At 73.6% G+C, this 18,076-nt stretch carries 17 protein-coding genes; 7 read left to right on the forward strand and 10 right to left on the reverse strand.

Annotated elements, in window-relative coordinates:
• Window positions 1-18 precede the first annotated feature (18 nt).
• The 4 genes from Q5694_RS00415 to Q5694_RS00430 all read right to left on the reverse strand — a co-directional run bounded on the left by Q5694_RS00415 (window position 19) and on the right by Q5694_RS00430 (window position 4,662).
• On the reverse strand, window positions 19-1,404 hold the full coding sequence (locus Q5694_RS00415; RefSeq protein ID WP_333929908.1) for an NADP-dependent succinic semialdehyde dehydrogenase: 1,386 nt from the start codon (window positions 1,402-1,404) through the stop codon (window positions 19-21).
• A gap of 76 nt (window positions 1,405-1,480) precedes the next feature.
• Window positions 1,481-1,939 (reverse strand): NUDIX domain-containing protein, encoded by a 459-nt coding sequence (locus Q5694_RS00420; RefSeq protein WP_333929909.1) that lies wholly within the window; start codon window positions 1,937-1,939, stop codon window positions 1,481-1,483.
• Complete coding sequence (locus Q5694_RS00425; protein ID WP_333929910.1) at window positions 1,936-3,474, reverse strand: ATP-dependent DNA ligase; 1,539 nt, start codon at window positions 3,472-3,474, stop codon at window positions 1,936-1,938. The genes Q5694_RS00420 and Q5694_RS00425 overlap by 4 nt, the downstream gene beginning before the upstream one ends.
• A 258-nt stretch (window positions 3,475-3,732) precedes the next feature.
• Entirely contained in the window at window positions 3,733-4,662 is a 930-nt protein-coding gene (locus Q5694_RS00430; protein ID WP_333929911.1) for an NAD(P)/FAD-dependent oxidoreductase, read from the reverse strand.
• A 78-nt stretch (window positions 4,663-4,740) separates the two neighbouring features.
• Between Q5694_RS00430 and Q5694_RS00435 the strand changes: the two genes are divergently transcribed.
• From Q5694_RS00435 to Q5694_RS00460, 6 genes are all read left to right on the forward strand, one after another.
• The gene (locus Q5694_RS00435; RefSeq protein WP_333929912.1) at window positions 4,741-5,313 is read left to right on the forward strand and encodes a helix-turn-helix domain-containing protein; all 573 of its coding nucleotides are present in this window, start codon (window positions 4,741-4,743) and stop codon (window positions 5,311-5,313) included.
• A gap of 119 nt (window positions 5,314-5,432) precedes the next feature.
• Window positions 5,433-6,398 carry an NADPH:quinone oxidoreductase family protein gene (locus tag Q5694_RS00440; RefSeq protein ID WP_333929913.1) on the forward strand — a complete coding sequence of 322 codons (966 nt, stop codon included), beginning with the start codon at window positions 5,433-5,435 and terminating at the stop codon, window positions 6,396-6,398.
• Window positions 6,395-7,573, forward strand: coding sequence for an acyl-CoA dehydrogenase family protein (locus Q5694_RS00445; RefSeq protein WP_333929914.1), 1,179 nt, complete (start codon window positions 6,395-6,397; stop codon window positions 7,571-7,573). Before Q5694_RS00440 ends, Q5694_RS00445 begins: the two co-directional genes overlap by 4 nt.
• Entirely contained in the window at window positions 7,570-8,643 is a 1,074-nt protein-coding gene (locus Q5694_RS00450; protein ID WP_333929915.1) for an acyl-CoA dehydrogenase family protein, read from the forward strand. The genes Q5694_RS00445 and Q5694_RS00450 overlap by 4 nt, the downstream gene beginning before the upstream one ends.
• A gap of 204 nt (window positions 8,644-8,847) precedes the next feature.
• Entirely contained in the window at window positions 8,848-9,711 is an 864-nt protein-coding gene (locus tag Q5694_RS00455; protein WP_333929916.1) for a phosphatidylinositol-specific phospholipase C/glycerophosphodiester phosphodiesterase family protein, read from the forward strand.
• Between the two features lie 129 nt (window positions 9,712-9,840).
• Window positions 9,841-10,035 carry a hypothetical protein gene (locus tag Q5694_RS00460; protein WP_333929917.1) on the forward strand — a complete coding sequence of 65 codons (195 nt, stop codon included), beginning with the start codon at window positions 9,841-9,843 and terminating at the stop codon, window positions 10,033-10,035.
• A gap of 2 nt (window positions 10,036-10,037) precedes the next feature.
• Here Q5694_RS00460 and Q5694_RS00465 read toward each other — a convergent pair whose 3' ends face one another.
• The 6 genes from Q5694_RS00465 to xylB form a co-directional block, all read right to left on the reverse strand.
• Window positions 10,038-11,273, reverse strand: a complete 1,236-nt coding sequence (locus Q5694_RS00465) for a phosphodiester glycosidase family protein (protein ID WP_333929918.1) — start codon at window positions 11,271-11,273, stop codon at window positions 10,038-10,040.
• Window positions 11,274-11,401: 128 nt separating this feature from the next.
• Window positions 11,402-12,499 carry a bifunctional class I SAM-dependent methyltransferase/NUDIX hydrolase gene (locus Q5694_RS00470; RefSeq protein WP_333930537.1) on the reverse strand — a complete coding sequence of 366 codons (1,098 nt, stop codon included), beginning with the start codon at window positions 12,497-12,499 and terminating at the stop codon, window positions 11,402-11,404.
• A gap of 105 nt (window positions 12,500-12,604) precedes the next feature.
• Entirely contained in the window at window positions 12,605-13,000 is a 396-nt protein-coding gene (locus Q5694_RS00475; protein WP_333929919.1) for a luciferase domain-containing protein, read from the reverse strand.
• A gap of 92 nt (window positions 13,001-13,092) precedes the next feature.
• Window positions 13,093-13,695, reverse strand: coding sequence for an N-acetylmuramoyl-L-alanine amidase (locus Q5694_RS00480; RefSeq protein ID WP_333929920.1), 603 nt, complete (start codon window positions 13,693-13,695; stop codon window positions 13,093-13,095).
• A gap of 253 nt (window positions 13,696-13,948) precedes the next feature.
• The gene (locus Q5694_RS00485) at window positions 13,949-15,157 is read right to left on the reverse strand and encodes an ROK family transcriptional regulator (protein ID WP_333929921.1); all 1,209 of its coding nucleotides are present in this window, start codon (window positions 15,155-15,157) and stop codon (window positions 13,949-13,951) included.
• A 14-nt stretch (window positions 15,158-15,171) separates the two neighbouring features.
• Window positions 15,172-16,617 carry a xylulokinase gene (gene xylB, locus Q5694_RS00490; protein ID WP_333929922.1) on the reverse strand — a complete coding sequence of 482 codons (1,446 nt, stop codon included), beginning with the start codon at window positions 16,615-16,617 and terminating at the stop codon, window positions 15,172-15,174.
• 127 nt (window positions 16,618-16,744) lie between these two features.
• Between xylB and xylA the strand changes: the two genes are divergently transcribed.
• The gene (xylA, locus tag Q5694_RS00495) at window positions 16,745-17,911 is read left to right on the forward strand and encodes a xylose isomerase (protein ID WP_333929923.1); all 1,167 of its coding nucleotides are present in this window, start codon (window positions 16,745-16,747) and stop codon (window positions 17,909-17,911) included.
• The last annotated feature ends 165 nt before the right edge of the window (window positions 17,912-18,076 follow it).

Consider the following 18,076-nt stretch of genomic DNA (forward strand, 5'->3'; position numbering starts at 1 on the left):
ATCGTAGCCCCGCATCACTCACGCACCGTGCCAAACCGTGGTGATGTTGCAGAACTCGCGGATTCCGTGCCCGGACAGCTCACGCCCGTAGCCGGAGCGCTTCACACCGCCGAACGGGAAGGCCGGGTGCGAAGCCGTCATCCCGTTGAAGAACACGCCGCCGGCCTCCAGGTCCCGGACGAAGCGGTCCACCTCGGCCTCGTCGCGCGTCCACACGTTGGAACTCAGCCCGAACGGCGAGTCGTTCGCGATCAGCACCGCCTCGTCCAGGTCCGCAGCCCGGTACAGCGTGGCGACCGGCCCGAACGCCTCCTCCCGGTGGATGCGCATCTCGCGGTCGATGCCGGCGAGGATCGTCGGCGCGTAGTACCAGCCGGGCCCCTCCGGCCGTTCGCCACCGCACAGCACCCGGGCCCCGCTGCGCACCGCGTCGTCGACCAGCTCCTCCAGGTCGCGCAGTCCCTGTTCGCTGGAGAGCGGCCCGACCTCGGTGTCCTCGGACATCGGGTCGCCGACCTTCAGGGCCCTCATGCCCTCGGTGAAGCGTTCGGCGAAGGCGTCGTAGACGTCCGTGTGCACGATGAACCGCTTGGCGGCGATGCAGGACTGCCCGGTGTTCTGCACCCTCGCCGTCACCGCGACCTGCGCCGCCCGGTCGATGTCGGCGGAGGGCATGACCACGAACGGGTCGCTGCCGCCCAGCTCCAGCACCGTCTTCTTGATCATCTCCCCGGCGGTGGAGGCGACCGCGCGGCCGGCCGGCTCGCTGCCGGTGAGGGTGGCGGCCTTGACCCGCTCGTCGCGCAGGATGTCGTCGATCGCGGCCGAACCGATCAGCAGGGTCTGGAAACAGCCCTCGGTGAAGCCCGCCCGGTGGAAGAGGTCCTCGATGTAGAGGGCAGTCTGCGGGACGTTCGAAGCGTGCTTGAGCAGGCCCACGTTCCCCGCCATCAGCGCGGGCGCCGCGAAGCGGATCACCTGCCACAGCGGGAAGTTCCACGGCATGACGGCGAGCACCGGGCCGACCGGCCGGTAGCGCACCAGGACGCGGGAGGCGCCCGAGTCCTTGACGTCGGCGTCGGAGGGCTGCTCGTCCGCGAGCAGTTCCCCGGCGTGATCGGCGTACCAGCGCATCGCCTTGGCGCACTTGGCGGCCTCGGCCCGGGCCTGCTGGATCGGCTTGCCCATCTCGGTGGTCATCACCCGGGCGATGTCCTGCTGGTCCTCCTCCAGGAGGTCGGCCGCCCGGTGCATCAGCCGGGCGCGCTCCTCGAAGGTCGTCGTCCGGTACGTGCGGAACGTGGCCTCCGCGAGCCGGAGCCGGCGCTCGATCTCCTCCTCGCCCATGGCCTCGTACGTCTTGAGCGTCTCGCCGTTCGCGGGGTTCACCGTCGCGATGGGCATGGCCGACCTCCCTCGGTGCGGGCTGTGTCTCGACCTTCCCGCGCGGCGGAGGGGACCGCAACGCGGGAGTGTCTCCTCAGGGCGAGTGCTCCGCCAGCCGGTCGAGAAACGCGGCCTGGGCCGTGACGATCACCGCACGGGCGTGCTCGACGCCGAACCACGCGACCCGGTCCAGCTCGGGGAACTCCTGGAGCCGTCCGGAGCGCGGCGGCCACTCCATGCGGAACGTGCCGGGGGCGATCGTCGCCGGGTCGAGGTCGGCCTCGATCGCCCAGGCGGTGACGATCTTGCCGTTGGTCTGACGCACCTCGCCCAGGGCGACGGCCTCCCCGTCGGGCGGGGGCAGCCCCAGTTCCTCCTCGAACTCGCGGCGGGCGGCGGCCCAGGGGGACTCGTCGGGTTCGTACTCGCCCTTGGGGATGGTCCAGGCGCCGGCGTCGCGCCGGGCGTAGAAGGGGCCGCCCATGTGGCCGAGGAGAACCTCGCGGCCCTGGGCGGACGGGCGGTGGAGCAGCAGGCCGGCGCTGCGCTTCACGGCCTCACCTCCGGGTGCGCGGCGAGGAGCGTCTCGACGGTGTCGGCGTCCTCGGGGCGCTTGTCCTCGCGGTAGCGGATCACGCGGGCGAAGCGGAGGGTGACGCCGGCCGGGTAGCGGGTGGAGCGCTGCAGACCGTCGTAGGCGATCTCGACCACGAGTTCCGGGCGGACCTTGACCACGTAGTCGTTCGTTTCGACGGCGAGCTGCTGCAACCGTTCGGTCTGCCAGGTGAGCATCGCGTCGGTCATGCCCTTGAAGGTCTTGCCGAGCATGGCGAGACCCCCGTCGGCCGTACGGGCGCCCAGGTGGAGGTTGGAGAGCTTGCCGCTGCGGCGCCCGTGGCCCCACTCGGCGGCCAGAACGACCAGGTCCAGGGTGTGGACGGGCTTGACCTTCAGCCAGGACGCACCGCGCCGGCCCGCGCTGTAGGGGGCGTCCAGTGCCTTGGCGACGACCCCCTCGTGGCCGCGCTGCAGGGTCGCGGCCAGGAACTCCTCCGCCGCGGGCGTGTCCTCGGGACCGGAGACCAGCGTGCGCCGCACCCGCATCGGCTCGGGGACCAGCCGGGCCAGTTCCGCGTGCCGTTCGGTGAACGGCAGGTCGAGCAGGTCCCGGCCGTCGACGGACAGCGCGTCGAAGAAGACGGGGGAGACGGGCACCGCGCGGGCGGCCGTGGCCACGTCCGTGCGCGAGCCGACGCGGCCCGCGGTCTCCTGGAAGGAGCGCGGGCGTCCGTCCTCGCCGAACGAGATCACCTCGCCGTCCAGGATGAACCGCTCGCCCCGCAACTCCAGCACGGCGGCGGTCACTTCCGGCAGCCGGCCGGTGATGTCGTCGAGCGTGCGGGTGTAGAGCCGCACCGTGCCGCCGTCCCGGTGCACCTGCACCCGGATGCCGTCCAGCTTCTCCTCCACCGCGCAGGCGCCGAGCTTGTCCACTGCCTCGGCGACCGACGAGGCGCTGTGCGCCAGCATGGGCAGCACCGGGCGCCCGACGGTGAGCCGGAACCGCTCCAGGGAGGCCGGCCCGTCCGACAGCAGCGCCTCGGCGACCGCCTGCAGCGAGCCCGCCAGCATCACGGCCCGGCGCACGTCCGCCGAGGGCGCCCCGGTCGCCTGGGCCAGGCCCTCCACCGCCACCGCGTCCAGGGCGCCCTGGCGCACCTCGCCGGTGAGCAGCCCGAGCAGGAACCGCTGTTCGACCTCGGTGGCCGCGCCCATCAGCTCTCCGACCAGCCGGGTGCGCTCCGCCTGCGACCCGGGGCCGGAGACCTCGGCGAGTTCGGACAGCCGGGCGTCGACGTCCCGCACGGTCAGGCCGGGTTCGGCTGCCGGGGCGACCGGCCGGCCGAGCACTTTCCAGCCGACGCCGATCCGGCCCTGTGGCAGCCGTCCGGCCAGGTAGGGGATGACGACGGGCACGTCGTCCGCCTCCGCGTCCCGGAAGAGCTCCGCGAGCAGGGCCGTCTTCCTCGACCGCGCGGAGGTGGCGGCGACCTCCTGGGACACTCGGGCGAGCCGATGCAGAAGCATGCAGTCATGGTGCACCGAGGGGGCCGGCTCTACACCCGGACGACCGGGCCGGGGGCGGCGGAGGGCGGGGAGCCGCCGCGGGTGCGGGGTGCCGTGCCCGCGCGGCGGGGCCCCGGCGGGAGGGCCCCGCCTTCCTGCCCCGGTGGCATCCGGTGACCGCCGGCCCGGCGCGTGACCGCCTCCGCGGCGTTCGCGCGCAGCGCCTGCGCCGGCTTGTGCGCGTGACGCCCTCCCGGTCTCACGCCTGACGCCTCCGCCCTAGCCCTGGACGGCCGCGTCGAGGTCCGCCATCAGCAGGTCCCCGACGATCGCGGACGCGGCCCGGTAGCCGCCGCTCGCCGCGTGCACGACCTGCTCGGCGAAGCCGATCGCGTTACCCGCCGCCCACACGCCCGGCACGGTCGTCAGGCCGGTCGGGTCGACCACCGGGTAGGCGCCGAAGGGCGTCTCGTGCAGCTGAGCGCCCAGCCGCTCCAGCAGACCGGTCTGCGGCACCGGCCGGGGCGCGGCGAACAGCACCGAACGGGCGTGGACCGTGCCGTCGGCCTGCCGGACACCGGTGAGCCGGTCGTCCTCGACCACCAGGCCCGCCACCTCGCCGGGCACCACCTCCACCCCGGCTGCGGCCAGCCGTCGCAGGTCGACGTCGGTCAGCTCCTCCTCGGCGACGCGGTGCAGGAAGAACCGCACGTCCTTGGACCACTGCGACACCATCAGTGCCTGGTGCACACCCGCCGGGCTCGACGCCAGCACCCCGAACGGCTGGTCCCGCACCTCCCAGCCGTGGCAGAAGGGGCAGTGCAGCACGTCCCGGCCGAACCGTTCGGCGACTCCCGGGACGTCCGGCAGCTCGTCCTTCAGGCCGGTGGCGACGACCAGGCGCCGGGCCCGCACGGTCCGGCCGCCGGCCGCCACCACGGTGAAGTCCCCGTCCCGGTGCACCTCCACCACCCGGTCCCGCACCAGCTCCACGCCGTAGCGGGCGATCTCCTCCCGGCCGGCGGCCAGGAACTCGGCGGGCGGCACGCCGTCGCGCGACAGGTAGCCCTGCATGTGCGCGGCAGGCGCGTTGCGCGGCTCGCCGGCGTCGACGACCAGCGTGCGGACCCGGGCCCGGCCCAGCACCAGCGCGGCGGACAGACCCGCCGCGCCTCCGCCGACGACGACCACTGCGTACTTCTCGGTCATGGTGACCACCTCCGCCGCCGAGCGTCCTCGCAGACCCCCGGGATTGACAAACGTCCTTGCCGAATCTGCAATACGCACATGACCACGGACGAGGTACTCGCGGGCGTCGGCCCGAGGCTGCGGCAGATGCGCAAGGAGCGGGAGGTGACCCTGGCGGCGCTGTCGGAGTCCACCGGCATCTCCGTCAGCACCCTGTCGCGGCTGGAGTCCGGCCTGCGCAAACCCAGCCTGGAACTGCTCCTGCCGATCGCGCGCGCCCACCAGGTGGCCCTGGACGAACTGGTCGGGGCCCCGCCCGCCGGTGACCCGCGGGTGCGATCCGAGCCGATCGTGATGGGTGGGCGCACCCACTGGCCCCTCACCCGGCAGCCCGGCGGTCTCCAGGCCTACAAGGTGCTGGAACCGCAGCGGAGACTGGAGCCGGACCCGCGCACGCACGAGGGCTACGAGTGGCTGTACGTGCTGTCCGGGAGGCTGCGCCTGGTGCTGGGGGAGCACGACGTGGTGCTCACGGCGGGGGAGGCCGCCGAGTTCGACACGCGGGTGCCGCACTGGTTCGGCTCGACGGGGGAGGGGCCCGTGGAGTTCCTCAGCCTGTTCGGGCCGCAAGGGGAGCGGATGCACGTGCGGGCACGGCCGAAGAGGTCGTGACGCACGCGACAGGCCAGGGCGGGACCTTTCCGTGGAAGGCTGTTCCCTGACCGGCAAGCGACCGCTTAGTATGCGAACCGACCCCGGTCAGACGAAGCAGTCCCCCGTGGAGGCACCGCATGCAGGCATGGCACGTGCACGAGAACGGCGAGCCGGGCGAGGTGATGCGCCTCGAGGACACCAAGCCGCCCACCCCCGGTGACGGCCAGGTCCTGGTGAAGGTGCGGGCGGCCAACGTCAACTTCCCGGATGCCCTGCTGTGCCGCGGCCAGTACCAGGTCCGGCCGCCGCTGCCGTTCACCCCCGGCGTGGAGATCTGCGGCGAGACCGAGGACGGCCGCCGGGTGATCGCCAACCCGGTGCTGCCCCACGGAGGCTTCGCCGAGTACGCCCTCGCGGACTCCGCGGCCCTGCTGCCCGCGCCCGACGCCCTGGACGACGCCGAGGCCGCCGCCCTGCACATCGGCTACCAGACCGGCTGGTTCGGTCTGCACCGCCGGGCCGGTCTCCAGGCCGGCGAGACCCTGCTCGTCCACGCTGCCGCGGGAGGGGTCGGCAGTGCGGCCGTGCAGCTCGGGAAGGCCGCCGGCGCCACCGTCATCGGTGTCGTCGGCGGATCCGGTAAGGCGGCCGTCGCCCGCGAGCTGGGCTGCGACGTCGTGATCGACCGGCGCTCCGAGGACGTCGTCGCCGCCGTCAAGGAGGCCACCGGCGGCCGCGGCGCCGACGTGGTCTACGACCCGGTCGGCGGCGAGGCCTACACCCAGTCCGCCAAGACCGTCGCCTTCGAGGGGCGGATCGTCGTCGTCGGCTTCGCCAGCGGCACCATCCCCAGCCCGGCCCTCAACCACGCCCTGGTGAAGAACTACTCGATCCTGGGCCTGCACTGGGGCCTGTACAACACCAAGGACCCCGAACTCGTCCGGCACTGCCACGAGCAGCTCACCGACCTGGCCGCCCGGGGCGCGATCAAGCCGCTGATCAGCGAGCGCGTGCCGCTCGCCGGGGCGGCCGGCGCCGTGCAGAAGGTGGCCGACGGTCGGACCACCGGCCGTGTGGCCGTCGTCATGGAGGAGTCGGCATGAGCCCTGAGGAACTGCGCGACAGGACACGGGAGTTCCTGGCCGCACACCCGCCGGCCTCGACCGGCCGCCTGGACTTCCTGCAGGCCCGCTTCGACGCCGGACTGGCCTGGGTGCACTTCCCGCAGGGTCTCGGCGGACTCGGCGCCTCCCGCTCCCTCCAGGCCGTCGTCGACGCCGAACTGGCCGCCGCAGGGGCGCCCGACAACGACCCGCGCCGCATCGGCATCGGCCTCGGCATGGCCGCACCGACGATCCTCCAGTACGGCACCGAGGAGCAGAAGCGGCGCTACCTGCGGCCGCTGTGGACCGGGGAGGAGGTCTGGTGCCAGCTGTTCAGCGAACCCGGCGCCGGATCCGACCTCGCCGCCCTCGGCACCCGCGCCGTGCGTGAGGGCGACGAGTGGGTCGTCGACGGGCAGAAGGTCTGGACGTCCAGCGCCCACGTGGCCCGCTGGGCCATCCTCATCGCCCGCACCGACCCGGACGTGCCCAAGCACCGCGGCATCACCTACTTCGTCTGCGACATGACCGACCCGGGCGTCGAGGTGCGGCCGTTGCGGCAGATCACCGGCGAGGCCGAGTTCAACGAGGTGTTCCTCACCGGCGTCCGCATCCCCGACGCGCGGCGCCTCGGCGAGGTCGGCGACGGCTGGAAGGTCGCGCAGACCACGCTGAACAACGAGCGCGTGGCCATCGGCGGCATGCGGCTGCCGCGCGAGGGAGGAATGATCGGCCCCGTCTCGAAGACCTGGCGCGAGCGGCCCGAGCTGCGCACCCACGACCTGCACCAGCGGCTGCTGAAGCTCTGGGTGGAGGCCGAGGTCTCCCGCCTCACCGCCGAACGGCTGCGCCAGCAGCTCGTCGCGGGCCAGCCCGGCCCCGAGGGCGCCGGCATGAAACTGGCCTTCGCCCGCCTCAACCAGGAGATCAGCGGCCTGGAGGTGGAACTCCTCGGCGAGGAGGGCCTGTTGTACGACGACTGGACCATGCGCCGCCCGGAACTGGTCGACTTCACCGGCCGTGAGGCGGGCTACCGCTACCTGCGCTCCAAGGGCAACAGCATCGAGGGCGGGACCAGCGAGGTCCTGCTGAACATCGTCGCCGAGCGCGTCCTCGGGCTGCCCCCCGAGCCGCGCACCGACAAGGACGTCGCCTGGAAGGACCTGGCCCGATGAGCGATCTGCTGTACTCGGAGGAGGAAGAGGCGCTCCGCGCGGCCGTCCGCGGTCTGCTCACCGACCACTGCGACGCGCCCGGCGTCATCGCCCGCACGGAGTCGGACGTCCCGCACCACCTGGCCGTGTGGAAGTCCCTCACCGACGGCATGGGGCTGGCCGGACTGCTGGTGCCCGAGGAACTCGACGGCCAGGGCGCCACCCACCGGGAAGCCGCCGTCGTGCTGGAGGAACTCGGCCGCGCGGTCGCGCCCGTGCCGTATCTGACGAGCGCGGTCGTCGCCACCGAGGCACTGCTCGCCTGCGGCGCGGACGACCTGCTGCGCGACCTCGCCACCGGCACGGCGATCGGCGCCCTCGCGGTCGCCCTGCACACCGCCCCGGGCGCCGCCCACCGGACCGTCCGGCATGACAACGGCCTGCTGCACGGCGAACTGACCGGCGTCGCCGACGCCGCCGTCGCGGACGTCCTGCTCGTGCCCGCCGACGACGGCGGCCTGTACGCGGTCGACGCCACCGCCGCGACGATCACCCCGCAGGTCTCCCTCGACCTGACCCGGCCCCTCGCCACCGTCGAACTGGACGGGGCGCCCGGCAGGTCGCTCGGTGACGCCGAGGTGGCCGTGCGCCGCGCGCTGCGCGCCGGGGCCGGGCTGCTCGCCTCCGAGCAGCTCGGGCTCGCCGAATGGACGCTGACCGAAACCGTCCGCTACCTGAAGGAACGCAAGCAGTTCAACCGGCCCGTCGGTGGCTTCCAGGCGCTCAAGCACCGCCTCGCCCAACTGTGGCTCGAGGTCGTCAACCTCCGCGCGGCCGCCCGCAACGCCGCCGATGCCCTGGCGACCGGCCGGGACACCGACATCGCCGTCGCGGTCGCCCAGGCCTACGCGGCACCCGTGGCCGTCCACGCCGCCGAGGAGGCGGTGCAACTGCACGGCGGCATCGGCATGACGTGGGAGCACCCGGCGCACCTGTACCTGAAGCGCGCCAAGGCCGACTCGATCGTCTACGGCACGGCCGGCGCCCACCGGCAGGCCCTGGCCGCACTCGTCGACCTCCAGGCCCCCTGAGGTCCGTCCGCCGGCACCCGGCGACAACCGGGGCCACCGCGGTGAAGCCCGCCCCACCTGGGGCGGGCTTCTCGGTGCGCCTCCTCCCGGCGAGGTGAACGCACGGCGGCGGTCCGGCCAACTCCGCGCCCGCCCCTGCTGGTTGTGCCGCCCGGGACCCCATACTCACAGGGTTCCCGTACGGCACTTCCAGGGAGGCAGAGCATGGCCCTCACCACCCGACGCAGAGCCCTCACCACCTTCGGCGCCGCCCTCGCGGGCGCGGTCGCCCTCCCCGGCACCGACGCCCTGGCCGGCGAACACCGGCACCGGCCCCGCCCGTTGTGGCGCGCCCACGCCCACAACGACTACGAGCACCCCCGCCCCCTGTTCGACGCCCTCGACCACCGCTTCGGCAGCGTCGAGGCCGACATCCACCTCGTCGGCGACCGGCTCCTCGTCGCCCACGACGCGGAGGACCTCGACCCGTCCCGCACGCTGGAGTCGCTCTACCTCGACCCGCTCGCCGCCCGGGTGCGGTCCCACCACGGCTCGGTGTACCGCGGTCAGCGCGGCTCGCTGCAACTGCTCGTCGACATCAAGACCGAGGGTTCCTCGACCTACCTCGAGCTCGACCGTCATCTCCGGCGCTACCGGCACCTGTTCACCACCTACGCCCACGGACGGGTCCTTCCCGGCCCGGTCACCGTAGTGGTCTCCGGCGACCGCGCGGCACGCGCTCCCCTGGCGGCCCAGCCGATCCGGCGCGCCTTCTACGACGGCCGTCTCGCCGACCTCGGCAGCCAGGCGCCGGCCTCGCTCATCCCGCTCGTCAGCGACAACTGGACGCTCAACTTCACCTGGCAGGGCGTCGGCGCCTTCCCCGACGCCGAGCGGCACAAGCTGCGCGGCATCGTCACGGCCGCCCACCGGCGCGGGCAGAGGGTGCGGTTCTGGGCGACCCCGGACCTGCCGGGGCCCGCCCGAGACGCCGTGTGGAGCGAACTGCTCGCCGCAGACGTCGACCACCTCAACACCGACGACCTCGCCGGACTCGAGGCGTTCCTGGACACCCGGCGCAAGCCGTAGAGCCGCTGCGGTCGCCGGGACACCACACGTTCGGCGGACAGGCCAGCCGCACGGACGAACCCTCCGCTACGCCACACTTGCGGCCGAACGCCGTGAACCGGACAAGGCGGCGTGGCGGAGGAGTCGACGATGGCCATTTCCATCTCTGTGGTGCTGCTGCTCTCCATCCTGGCGGTGATCTTCCTGCGCAACGGCGGCCTGAAGGTCTCCCATGCGCTGGTCTGCCTGCTGCTCGGGTTCTCCCTGGCCAGCACCAGCATCGCCCCGACCATCCACAGCGGCCTCACCGCGACGGCGGACATCGTCAGCGGCCTGCGGCCCTGACGTCACCCGGAGAACACGCCGATGCCGTTGGCCACGGCCCGTTCGGCACCGCCGCTGGGGTGGTTGCGCACGGAGACGGCGCTCGCGCCCGCCTTCCGGGCGACGAGCGTCGACGACCCGCCCCCGTCCAGGCTGAAGGCGTCGTCCGAGCCCAGCTTCCGCATGGTCCCGGCGACCTCGGCGATCGTCAGCCCGGTGCGGTAGGCGGCGGCCCCGTCCAGGGCGAGCAGCAGCAGGCGCCGCCCGCCCTCCGCGATCCCCACGGCGGTGCGCACGGCCGACGTGGTGTCGTCCAGGCCCGGCAGCGGACTGCCGCCGCTGAGCACCGGATAGCCGCCCAGCGCGAGGCGGTAGGCGGCGCCCTCCGCGGCCGCCACCAGCCGGTGCTCGATCTGGACCTCCTCTCCGGTGGCGAACTTCCGCAGGTGCTGGGCACCCGCCTCCCGCCCCACCAGCACGGTGGTTCCCTCGGCGATGGGGCCGCTGCCCGGGGTGTCGGCGGCCGACACCACGGCGCCGTCGCGGACCGTCACCTCATAGGTGTCGGTGCTGCACGGGGCCGCCCGGTCCGTGTCCGTGCCGCAGGTGGCGCGCTTGCGCGAGACGCTGCCCCACTCGGCGGTGAAGGCGCCGACGGAACCGACCGGCAGCGCGTACTGGTTGAGCCCGCCGAGCGGAAGCTGCGCATCGGCCGTGCGGACCGAGCCGTCCAGGGCCAGCCGGTCCAGGCGTGCCCGCCCGTCGGTGTCCACGGCGAACACGTCCTCGGTGGTCGTGCCCGGTGGCAGCGCGGGCCCGAAGCGCTGTCCCTTCGGCACCGCCGCCTTCAGGGTCCGCCCGGCCGCGATCGCCGGCCCCACACTGGCCCCCGTCACCTCGACACCCGGGTGCTGCGCCTCGCTGATGTTGAAGAAGTCGCCGTTGACACCGGCGACCGCACCCTGGGTGTCGGCCATCCGGGAGACCTGCGCCCGTGAGGCCACCGCCCCGGGGTAGAGCAGGTCGACCCGCACCTGTGGGTGGGCGAGATCCACCCTGAGCACGTGCGCGTGCGCCACCCCCTTGGCCGCGTCGATGTCGAACTCCTCGTAGGTGACGCCCGGCGCCACCCGTGCACGCTTGTGGACGGCGTCGGCCGGGGCTGCCCCCGCCAGGCCCGCACCGGCCAGCGCACCGAACGCCGTGAGAAACGCCAGGACCGATCTGCCTGCTCCGTGCCGCTTGTGACGACCTGTCACCGTGCCCCCTGATGCCTCGTCGACCGTCGGGACCTTCCGGGGCAGTGCACCAGACCGGGGGGCCGGGCGGGGCCGGCTCGGCGGCGGCCACGCGGGAACGGCTGAAAAATCGCACCCCTCCGGGTGCTTCAGCTGTCGTCCGTTCCGGTGGCGTACGGCGTGTAGTGCGCCGGGGTGTGGTCGACGGGCAGGCCGGGCCGCCACGCGGTCAGGGCCTGCGCGCTGCACACGAACAACTGTTCCGGCAGCCGGTCCAGGGCGAACCAGCGCCAGCGGCCCACGCTCTCCCCGGGCTGCTCCGCCGGCTCACCCCGCCAGGCGGTGACCTCGGCCGCCACGGTCATCCGGACGACACCGCCCGCCTCGTCCAGCAGTGTCCCCAGCAGCCGCACGTCCTCCGGCCGGGCCTCGACCCCGGTCTCCTCGCGGAGTTCGCGCACGACCGTCTCCCGCAGCGATTCGCCCGGCTCCACCGTCCCGCCGGGCAACTCCCACGTCCCGCGCCGGTGCCGGCCCAGCAGCAGGCCGCGCGGTCCGTGCAGCACGGCACCGACCCCGAGCGCCGCGTGGGCGGGTGGAGGCTTGCCCACGCGTGGCCGGGAGGACACGCGGACGGCCCGGGTCACCTGGAACAGCAGGTAGGACGCCCGGTTGTCGTCCTGCGGCGTGTCGAGGACGTCGACCCGCTCCACCCGCAGCCCGTACTCGGTGAGCAGTTCCGTCCACAGGTCCGGTGTGAGCACCCACATGTGGACGGTGACGTCATCGCCCCCGGCCGGTCTCAGGGTCTCCGGCCGCGCGCGTACTCGATCCGACGGTCCGTCACCGGCCGAGTTGGTGTGCAGCACGGTGAAGCAGAGCCTGCCACCGGGTCTCAGCGCGCCGGCCAGGGCGGGCAGCAGCCGGTGCGGATCGACGTACGGCACGGCGTTGACCGAATAGATCACGTCGTACGGCTCCGCCGAGCGAAGGTGATCCACCGCGTCGGCCAGGACCAGCCGCAACCCGGGCAGCGAGGCGTACCGGGCGCGCGCCCGCTCGTACTGCCCCCTCGCGCGGTCGACCGCGTCCACCTGTGCGCCGTGGGCCCTGACCAGGTGAGCCGCGTGCCGCGCCGGGCCGCATCCGAGGTCCAGCACCCGACGTCCCGTCAGTTCCCCGAGGATCGCCGTGCCCGGTCCGCCGCCCTCGAAGCCCCAGTCGATCCGCTCCGTCTCCGGCAGCACCGTGCCCCGCCGCAGATGGTGTGTCCCGTACGCGTCCCACGCACGCGCGTTGACGTCCTCCGCGTGGACGGTGTCCGTCACGGCCTCCCCCTTCTCCGCCAAGGCTCAGCCGCCCGCGACGGCGTCCCGCGGAAGCACCCGCACCCGTTGGTGGTTGCACCCTCCGAGCCGCGGCTCCCGGTCGGCAGGCGGGGTCTGGTGGGCCTTGAGGGCGATGCTCAGCAGGCTGAGCAGCAGGTCGACGTCCGCCTCGCAGTCGAGGTGGACCGTCACCCAGTCCGATCCGGGGACCAGGTGGATCGCGCTCGACCCGGAGAGGTTGTGGTGGAACCGCCGGATGGCCCTGTCCGTGAGGTGGAGGTCGACGTCCCGGGCCGAGTGGAAGTGGACGATGTCGTCGTGGACGGAGCGGAGCGCCCGTCCGGTACCGCAACTCGCCGGGCCCGCCATGAGGTCGGGCCAGGCCTGCAGGCGCTCCATGGCGCGCTGGGCCAGACTCATGGTCCTATCGTCGCTCGATCACCGCGCCGCAACCAGGGGTTGAGCGATTCGTAACCGGGACGTGAGGTGGTCCGGGGCGTGGGGGCGCGCGTTCAGGAGAGGGTGCGGACGAGTCTGAGGTAGCGCTTCCAGTCCCAGTGCCGGCCGGGGTCCGTGTGGTCACTGCCCGGTACCTCGTGATGGCCGATGATGTGCGCGCGGTCGCGGGGGATGCCGTACCGCGCGCAGATCGCCGCGGTGAGCCGGGCCGACCGCTCGTACATGACGTCCGTGAAGTACCCGGGCCGGTCCACCCAGCCCTCGTGCTCGATGCCGATGCTGCGGGTGTTGTAGTGCCAGTTCCCCGCGTGCCAGGCGATGTCGGACTCGCGCACGCACTGGGCCACACGCCCGTCCGACGACCGCACGACGTAGTGGGCGGATACCTTCTCACGCGGGTCGCGGAAGACGGAGAGGGTACCGGCGTAGGTCGTCTGCGCGACATGGATGACCACGTAGTCCAGCGGATGGGCCCGGGGGCGGTTCGACGGCGTGTAGTTGGACCGGCTCGCCGGACGCCATGCGGATCCCGGGTGGTCCACGGCCCGTGGCCGTGCCGCGGCGGCCCGGTCCGGGAACAGGGCGAGGGGGACGGCCGTCAGGGTGGCGCCCATGAGGATGCCTCGCCTGCTGGGGAAGTCGGTCGTGCGGTTCATGCGGGTTCCTTCCGGGTCCGACGGCCGGGTGCCGTGCGATCGACGGGGATGGCGGCGGCCGTGCCGGCCGCGGCTCTCGCGAGCTGCCGCCGGGGCGGAACGCGGCTCGCGTCGATCAAATTACGGTGCCTGCCGGCCGGTCGGAGGGAAGCGTCACGGATCCGTGGACGGGGCCGGTGTTGTGGACAACTCCCTCACCCGTACGGGGTATTGCGGGCCCGGGGTTACGGTGTACGCGGGGCGAGCGCCGCCCTCACGGCTGCGCCGCGAACGCCGCAGGGTCGTCCAGGACCGCCCGCACCACCGAGTGCGCGGCCCCCATCAGCGGGCCCTCGGGACCGAGCCGCGACACGGACACCGGGCAGGCGGGACCCGCCGTGCGCCGGGCCAGCTCGTCCCTCAGCGAGGGCAGGAGCCACGGCGCCAGCCCGGACAGTTCTCCGCCGAGCACGACGCTCTCCGGATCAAGCAGGTTGACCGCCCCGGTCAGCGCGATGCCGAGTGCGGACCCGGCGTCCCGCAGGGCGCGGCGCACGTCCTCGTCGCCTTCCGCGGCGCGCCCCGCGAGCAGCCCCACCCGGTCCCGGTCCGGCTCCAGGCCGGCCGCCCGCAGCACGGCCTCCTCACCGGCGTACTGCTCCAGGCAGCCGCGGCCGCCGCACACGCAGGCCGGCCCGTCGGGGCGGACCGGCACATGGCCCAGCTCGCCCGCGAAACCGCGCGTTCCGCGCAGCAGTCCGCCGTCCACGACCAGGGCGGCACCGATGCCGATCTCCGCCGACACGTGCAGGAAGTCGCGCGGTGTGCCCTCACCGAGCCAGAGTTCGGCCAGCGCCCCGAAGTTGGCCTCGTTGTCCACGGTCGGCGGCAGCTCCGCCGGCAGCAACGCACCGAGGTCGGCGTCGTGCCAGTCGAGGTTCGGCGCACGGACCACGGTCCGGGCGTCGCGCGCCACCAGCCCCGGCACGGCCACCGCCAGGCCCGCCGGCCACAGGCCTTCCCCCTCCGCCTCCGACACGACCCGGCGGATCAGTTCGGTCAGTTCCGCGATCACCGGTTCGGGGGAGCGGCCGCGGTTCGCCCCCTGCCGTATCGCCCGCGCACGGGTCGCCCCGGTGAGGTCGACGGCGCAGACGGCGAGGTGGTCCACGCCGATCTCTGCTCCGATTCCCGCGGGGCCGCGTCCGCTCACGGCGAGCGCGGAACCGGGCCGGCCCACCCGGCCCGGCCGTTCCGGTCCCAGTTCCTCCAGCAGTCCCGCGCGGACGAGTTCGTCGACGAGCGTCGAGACCGCGGCCCGGGTCAGGCCGATCCGTGAGGCGACGGCGGCCCGCGACAGCGGCCCCTCGGCCCGGACGGTGTGCATGACGCGGGCGAGATTGCGGCGGCGCATGCCCTGCTGCGTGTCGGGCAGCGCGCGTCGCCGGCCGGTGGAGCGGGCCTCGTGCAGCGGTGCGGTCATGCCTGAGCCAGTCCTCAGTCGGTGCGGGTGGGACGCTCCAGCAGCGGAGCCGCGTCGGAGAGTACCCCGGCGATCCTGGCCAGCGTCTCCTCGTCCCGGTCGACGGCGTCGAGCACCGGGCCGGCGGCGGTGCCCCAGCGCCGTGCCACGGCCGCCGGGTCCTCGCCGGTCAGCAGCCCGGCCGCCTGGGCGGCCGCGCCCAGCGCCACCAGTTCCTTCGCCTCGGGCACCTGCACCGGACGCCCCGACAGGCGGCGCACGGTCTGCTGCCAGGCCGTGCCCCGGGCGCCCCCGCCGATCAGCAGCAAGGGCGCCGAGGGGTCCGCGTCCTCGTCGAGCACTAGGTCGAGAGCACCGAGAAGTGAGTGCACAGCACCGTCGTAGGCGGCCTGGAGGAGCTGGCCGGCCGTGGTGTCGTGGCGCAGGCCGTGCAGCAGCCCGGAGGCGTTCGGCAGGTTCGGGGTGCGCTCGCCGTCCAGGAACGGCAGCAGCGTGACAGCCGTGCCGGGCTCGACGGCCTCGCGATCCAGACCCAGCAGCGTGGCGACGCGGTCCACGGCGAGCGTGCAGTTCAGGGTGCAGGCCAGCGGCAGCCAGTCGCCGCGGGCATCGGCGAAGCCCGCCACCGTGCCCGTCGGGTCGGCGGGCCGCCGCCGCGACACCGCGTACACCGTGCCCGAGGTGCCGAGGCTCATCACCGCGACACCGGGGGGAACCCCGAGGCCCAGCGCCGCGGCGGCGTTGTCGCCCGTGCCGGGAGCGACCAGCGTGCCCCTGGAGAACGGCAGGTCGTGGCTGTCGCGGACCGTGCCGGCGATCTCGCCGGGCCGGACGACGCGCGGCAGCAGCACCGGGTCGAGCCCCACGCGCGCCAGGATCTCCTCGTCGTACGCCTCGGTACCGGAGGACCACCAGCCCGTCCCCGAGGCGTCGCCGCGGTCGGTGGTGCCCTGTCCGGTGAGCCGTTCGGTCAGGTAGTCGTGGGGGAGGCGCACGGCTTTCGTGGCGCGGACCGCCTCCGGCTCGTGTTCGGCCAGCCACGCCCACTTGGTGACCGTGAAGGAGGCCGCGGGGACGCTGCCGGTGCGTTCGGCCCAGCTCTTCGCCCCGCCCAGCTCCTGCGTGAGCCGGCGCGCCTGGGGCGCCGAGCGCACGTCGTTCCACAGCAGGGCGGGCCGTACCGGCTCACCCCTGCCGTCCAGCGTGACCAGGCCGTGCTGCTGGCCCCCGACCGAGACCGCGGCGGCCTCGTGTGCCGGCTCGCCGCACTGGTGCAGCGCCTCGCACAGTGCGTCCCACCACTCGCGCGGATCGCTTTCGCGCCCGGCTCCCGAGGTGACCGTGTGGGGCGCCTGGCCGCTCGCGACGACCCGGCCGGTGGCCGCGTCGACGACCAGCGCCTTGGTGGACTGGGTGGACGAATCCACGCCGACGACGAGTGGACCCTCGGCTGCTGACATCGGGTTTCTCCCTACTGCGCGGCACGTGCCTGGGTTCGGAGGCACCTTGTCCCTTCCCAGGAAGGTGCTCGCATACTAATTTGTAAACCGGCATGACGAATAGCCCCAGCGAGCAAGGAGCCGCGGCATGAGCTACCAGCCCACCCCCGAGGACAGGTTCACCTTCGGCCTGTGGACCGTCGGCTGGCAGGGACGGGACCCCTTCGGCGACGCCACGCGCCGCGCCCTGGACCCGGCCGAGACGGTGCAGCGCCTGGCCGAGCTCGGCGCCCACGGCGTCACCTTCCACGACGACGACCTGATCCCGTTCGGCTCGAGCGACACCGAGCGCGAGAACCACGTCAAGCGCTTCCGGCAGGCGCTGGACGCCACGGGCATGAAGGTCCCGATGGCCACCACCAACCTCTTCACGCACCCGGTCTTCAAGGACGGCGCCTTCACCGCCAACGACCGTGACGTGCGCCGTTACGCCCTGCGCAAGACCATCCGCAACATCGATCTCGCGGTCGAACTCGGCGCCGAGGTGTACGTGGCCTGGGGCGGCCGCGAGGGCGCCGAGTCCGGTGGCGCCAAGGACGTCCGCGCCGCCCTCGACCGGATGAAGGAGGCCTTCGACCTGCTCGGCGAGTACGTCACCTCCCAGGGCTACGACCTGCGCTTCGCCATCGAGCCGAAGCCGAACGAGCCGCGCGGCGACATCCTGCTGCCGACGGTCGGCCACGCCCTGGCGTTCATCGAGCGCCTGGAGCGCCCGGAACTGTACGGCGTGAACCCCGAGGTCGGGCACGAGCAGATGGCCGGGCTCAACTTCCCGCACGGCATCGCCCAGGCCCTGTGGGCGGGCAAGCTGTTCCACATCGACCTCAACGGCCAGTCCGGCATCAAGTACGACCAGGACCTGCGCTTCGGTGCCGGTGACCTGCGCGCCGCGTTCTGGCTGGTCGACCTCCTGGAGTCGGCCGGTTACGCCGGCCCGCGCCACTTCGACTTCAAGCCGCCGCGGACCGAGGACCTCGACGGCGTGTGGGCCTCGGCCGCCGGCTGCATGCGCAACTACCTGATCCTCAAGGAGCGCGCCGCCGCCTTCCGCGCCGACCCGGAGGTCCAGGAGGCGCTGCGCGCGGCCCGGCTGGACGAGCTGGCGCAGCCGACCGCGGCGGACGGCCTCGATGCCCTGCTCGCCGACCGGACGGCCTTCGAGACGTTCGACGTCGAGGCCGCCGCCGCGCGTGGCATGGCCTTCGAGCGCCTGGACCAGCTGGCCATGGACCACCTGCTGGCGGCGCGGGGCTGAGCCCCACGCGCGCGTGGACCGGCTGTCGCCGGGCGCCGCCCGGTCTGTCACGCGCGCGTGGACGGCTCGTGCTCACGCGCGCGTGGACCGGACATGCGTCACGCGCGGTGGGCCGGGAGGTGCATCATGCGCGCGTTCACCCGCCGGCCGGTCCTCGCGGCCGGC

It is taken from the genome of Streptomyces sp. AHA2 (assembly GCF_036857595.1).
Taxonomy (GTDB): Bacteria; Actinomycetota; Actinomycetes; order Streptomycetales; family Streptomycetaceae; genus Streptomyces.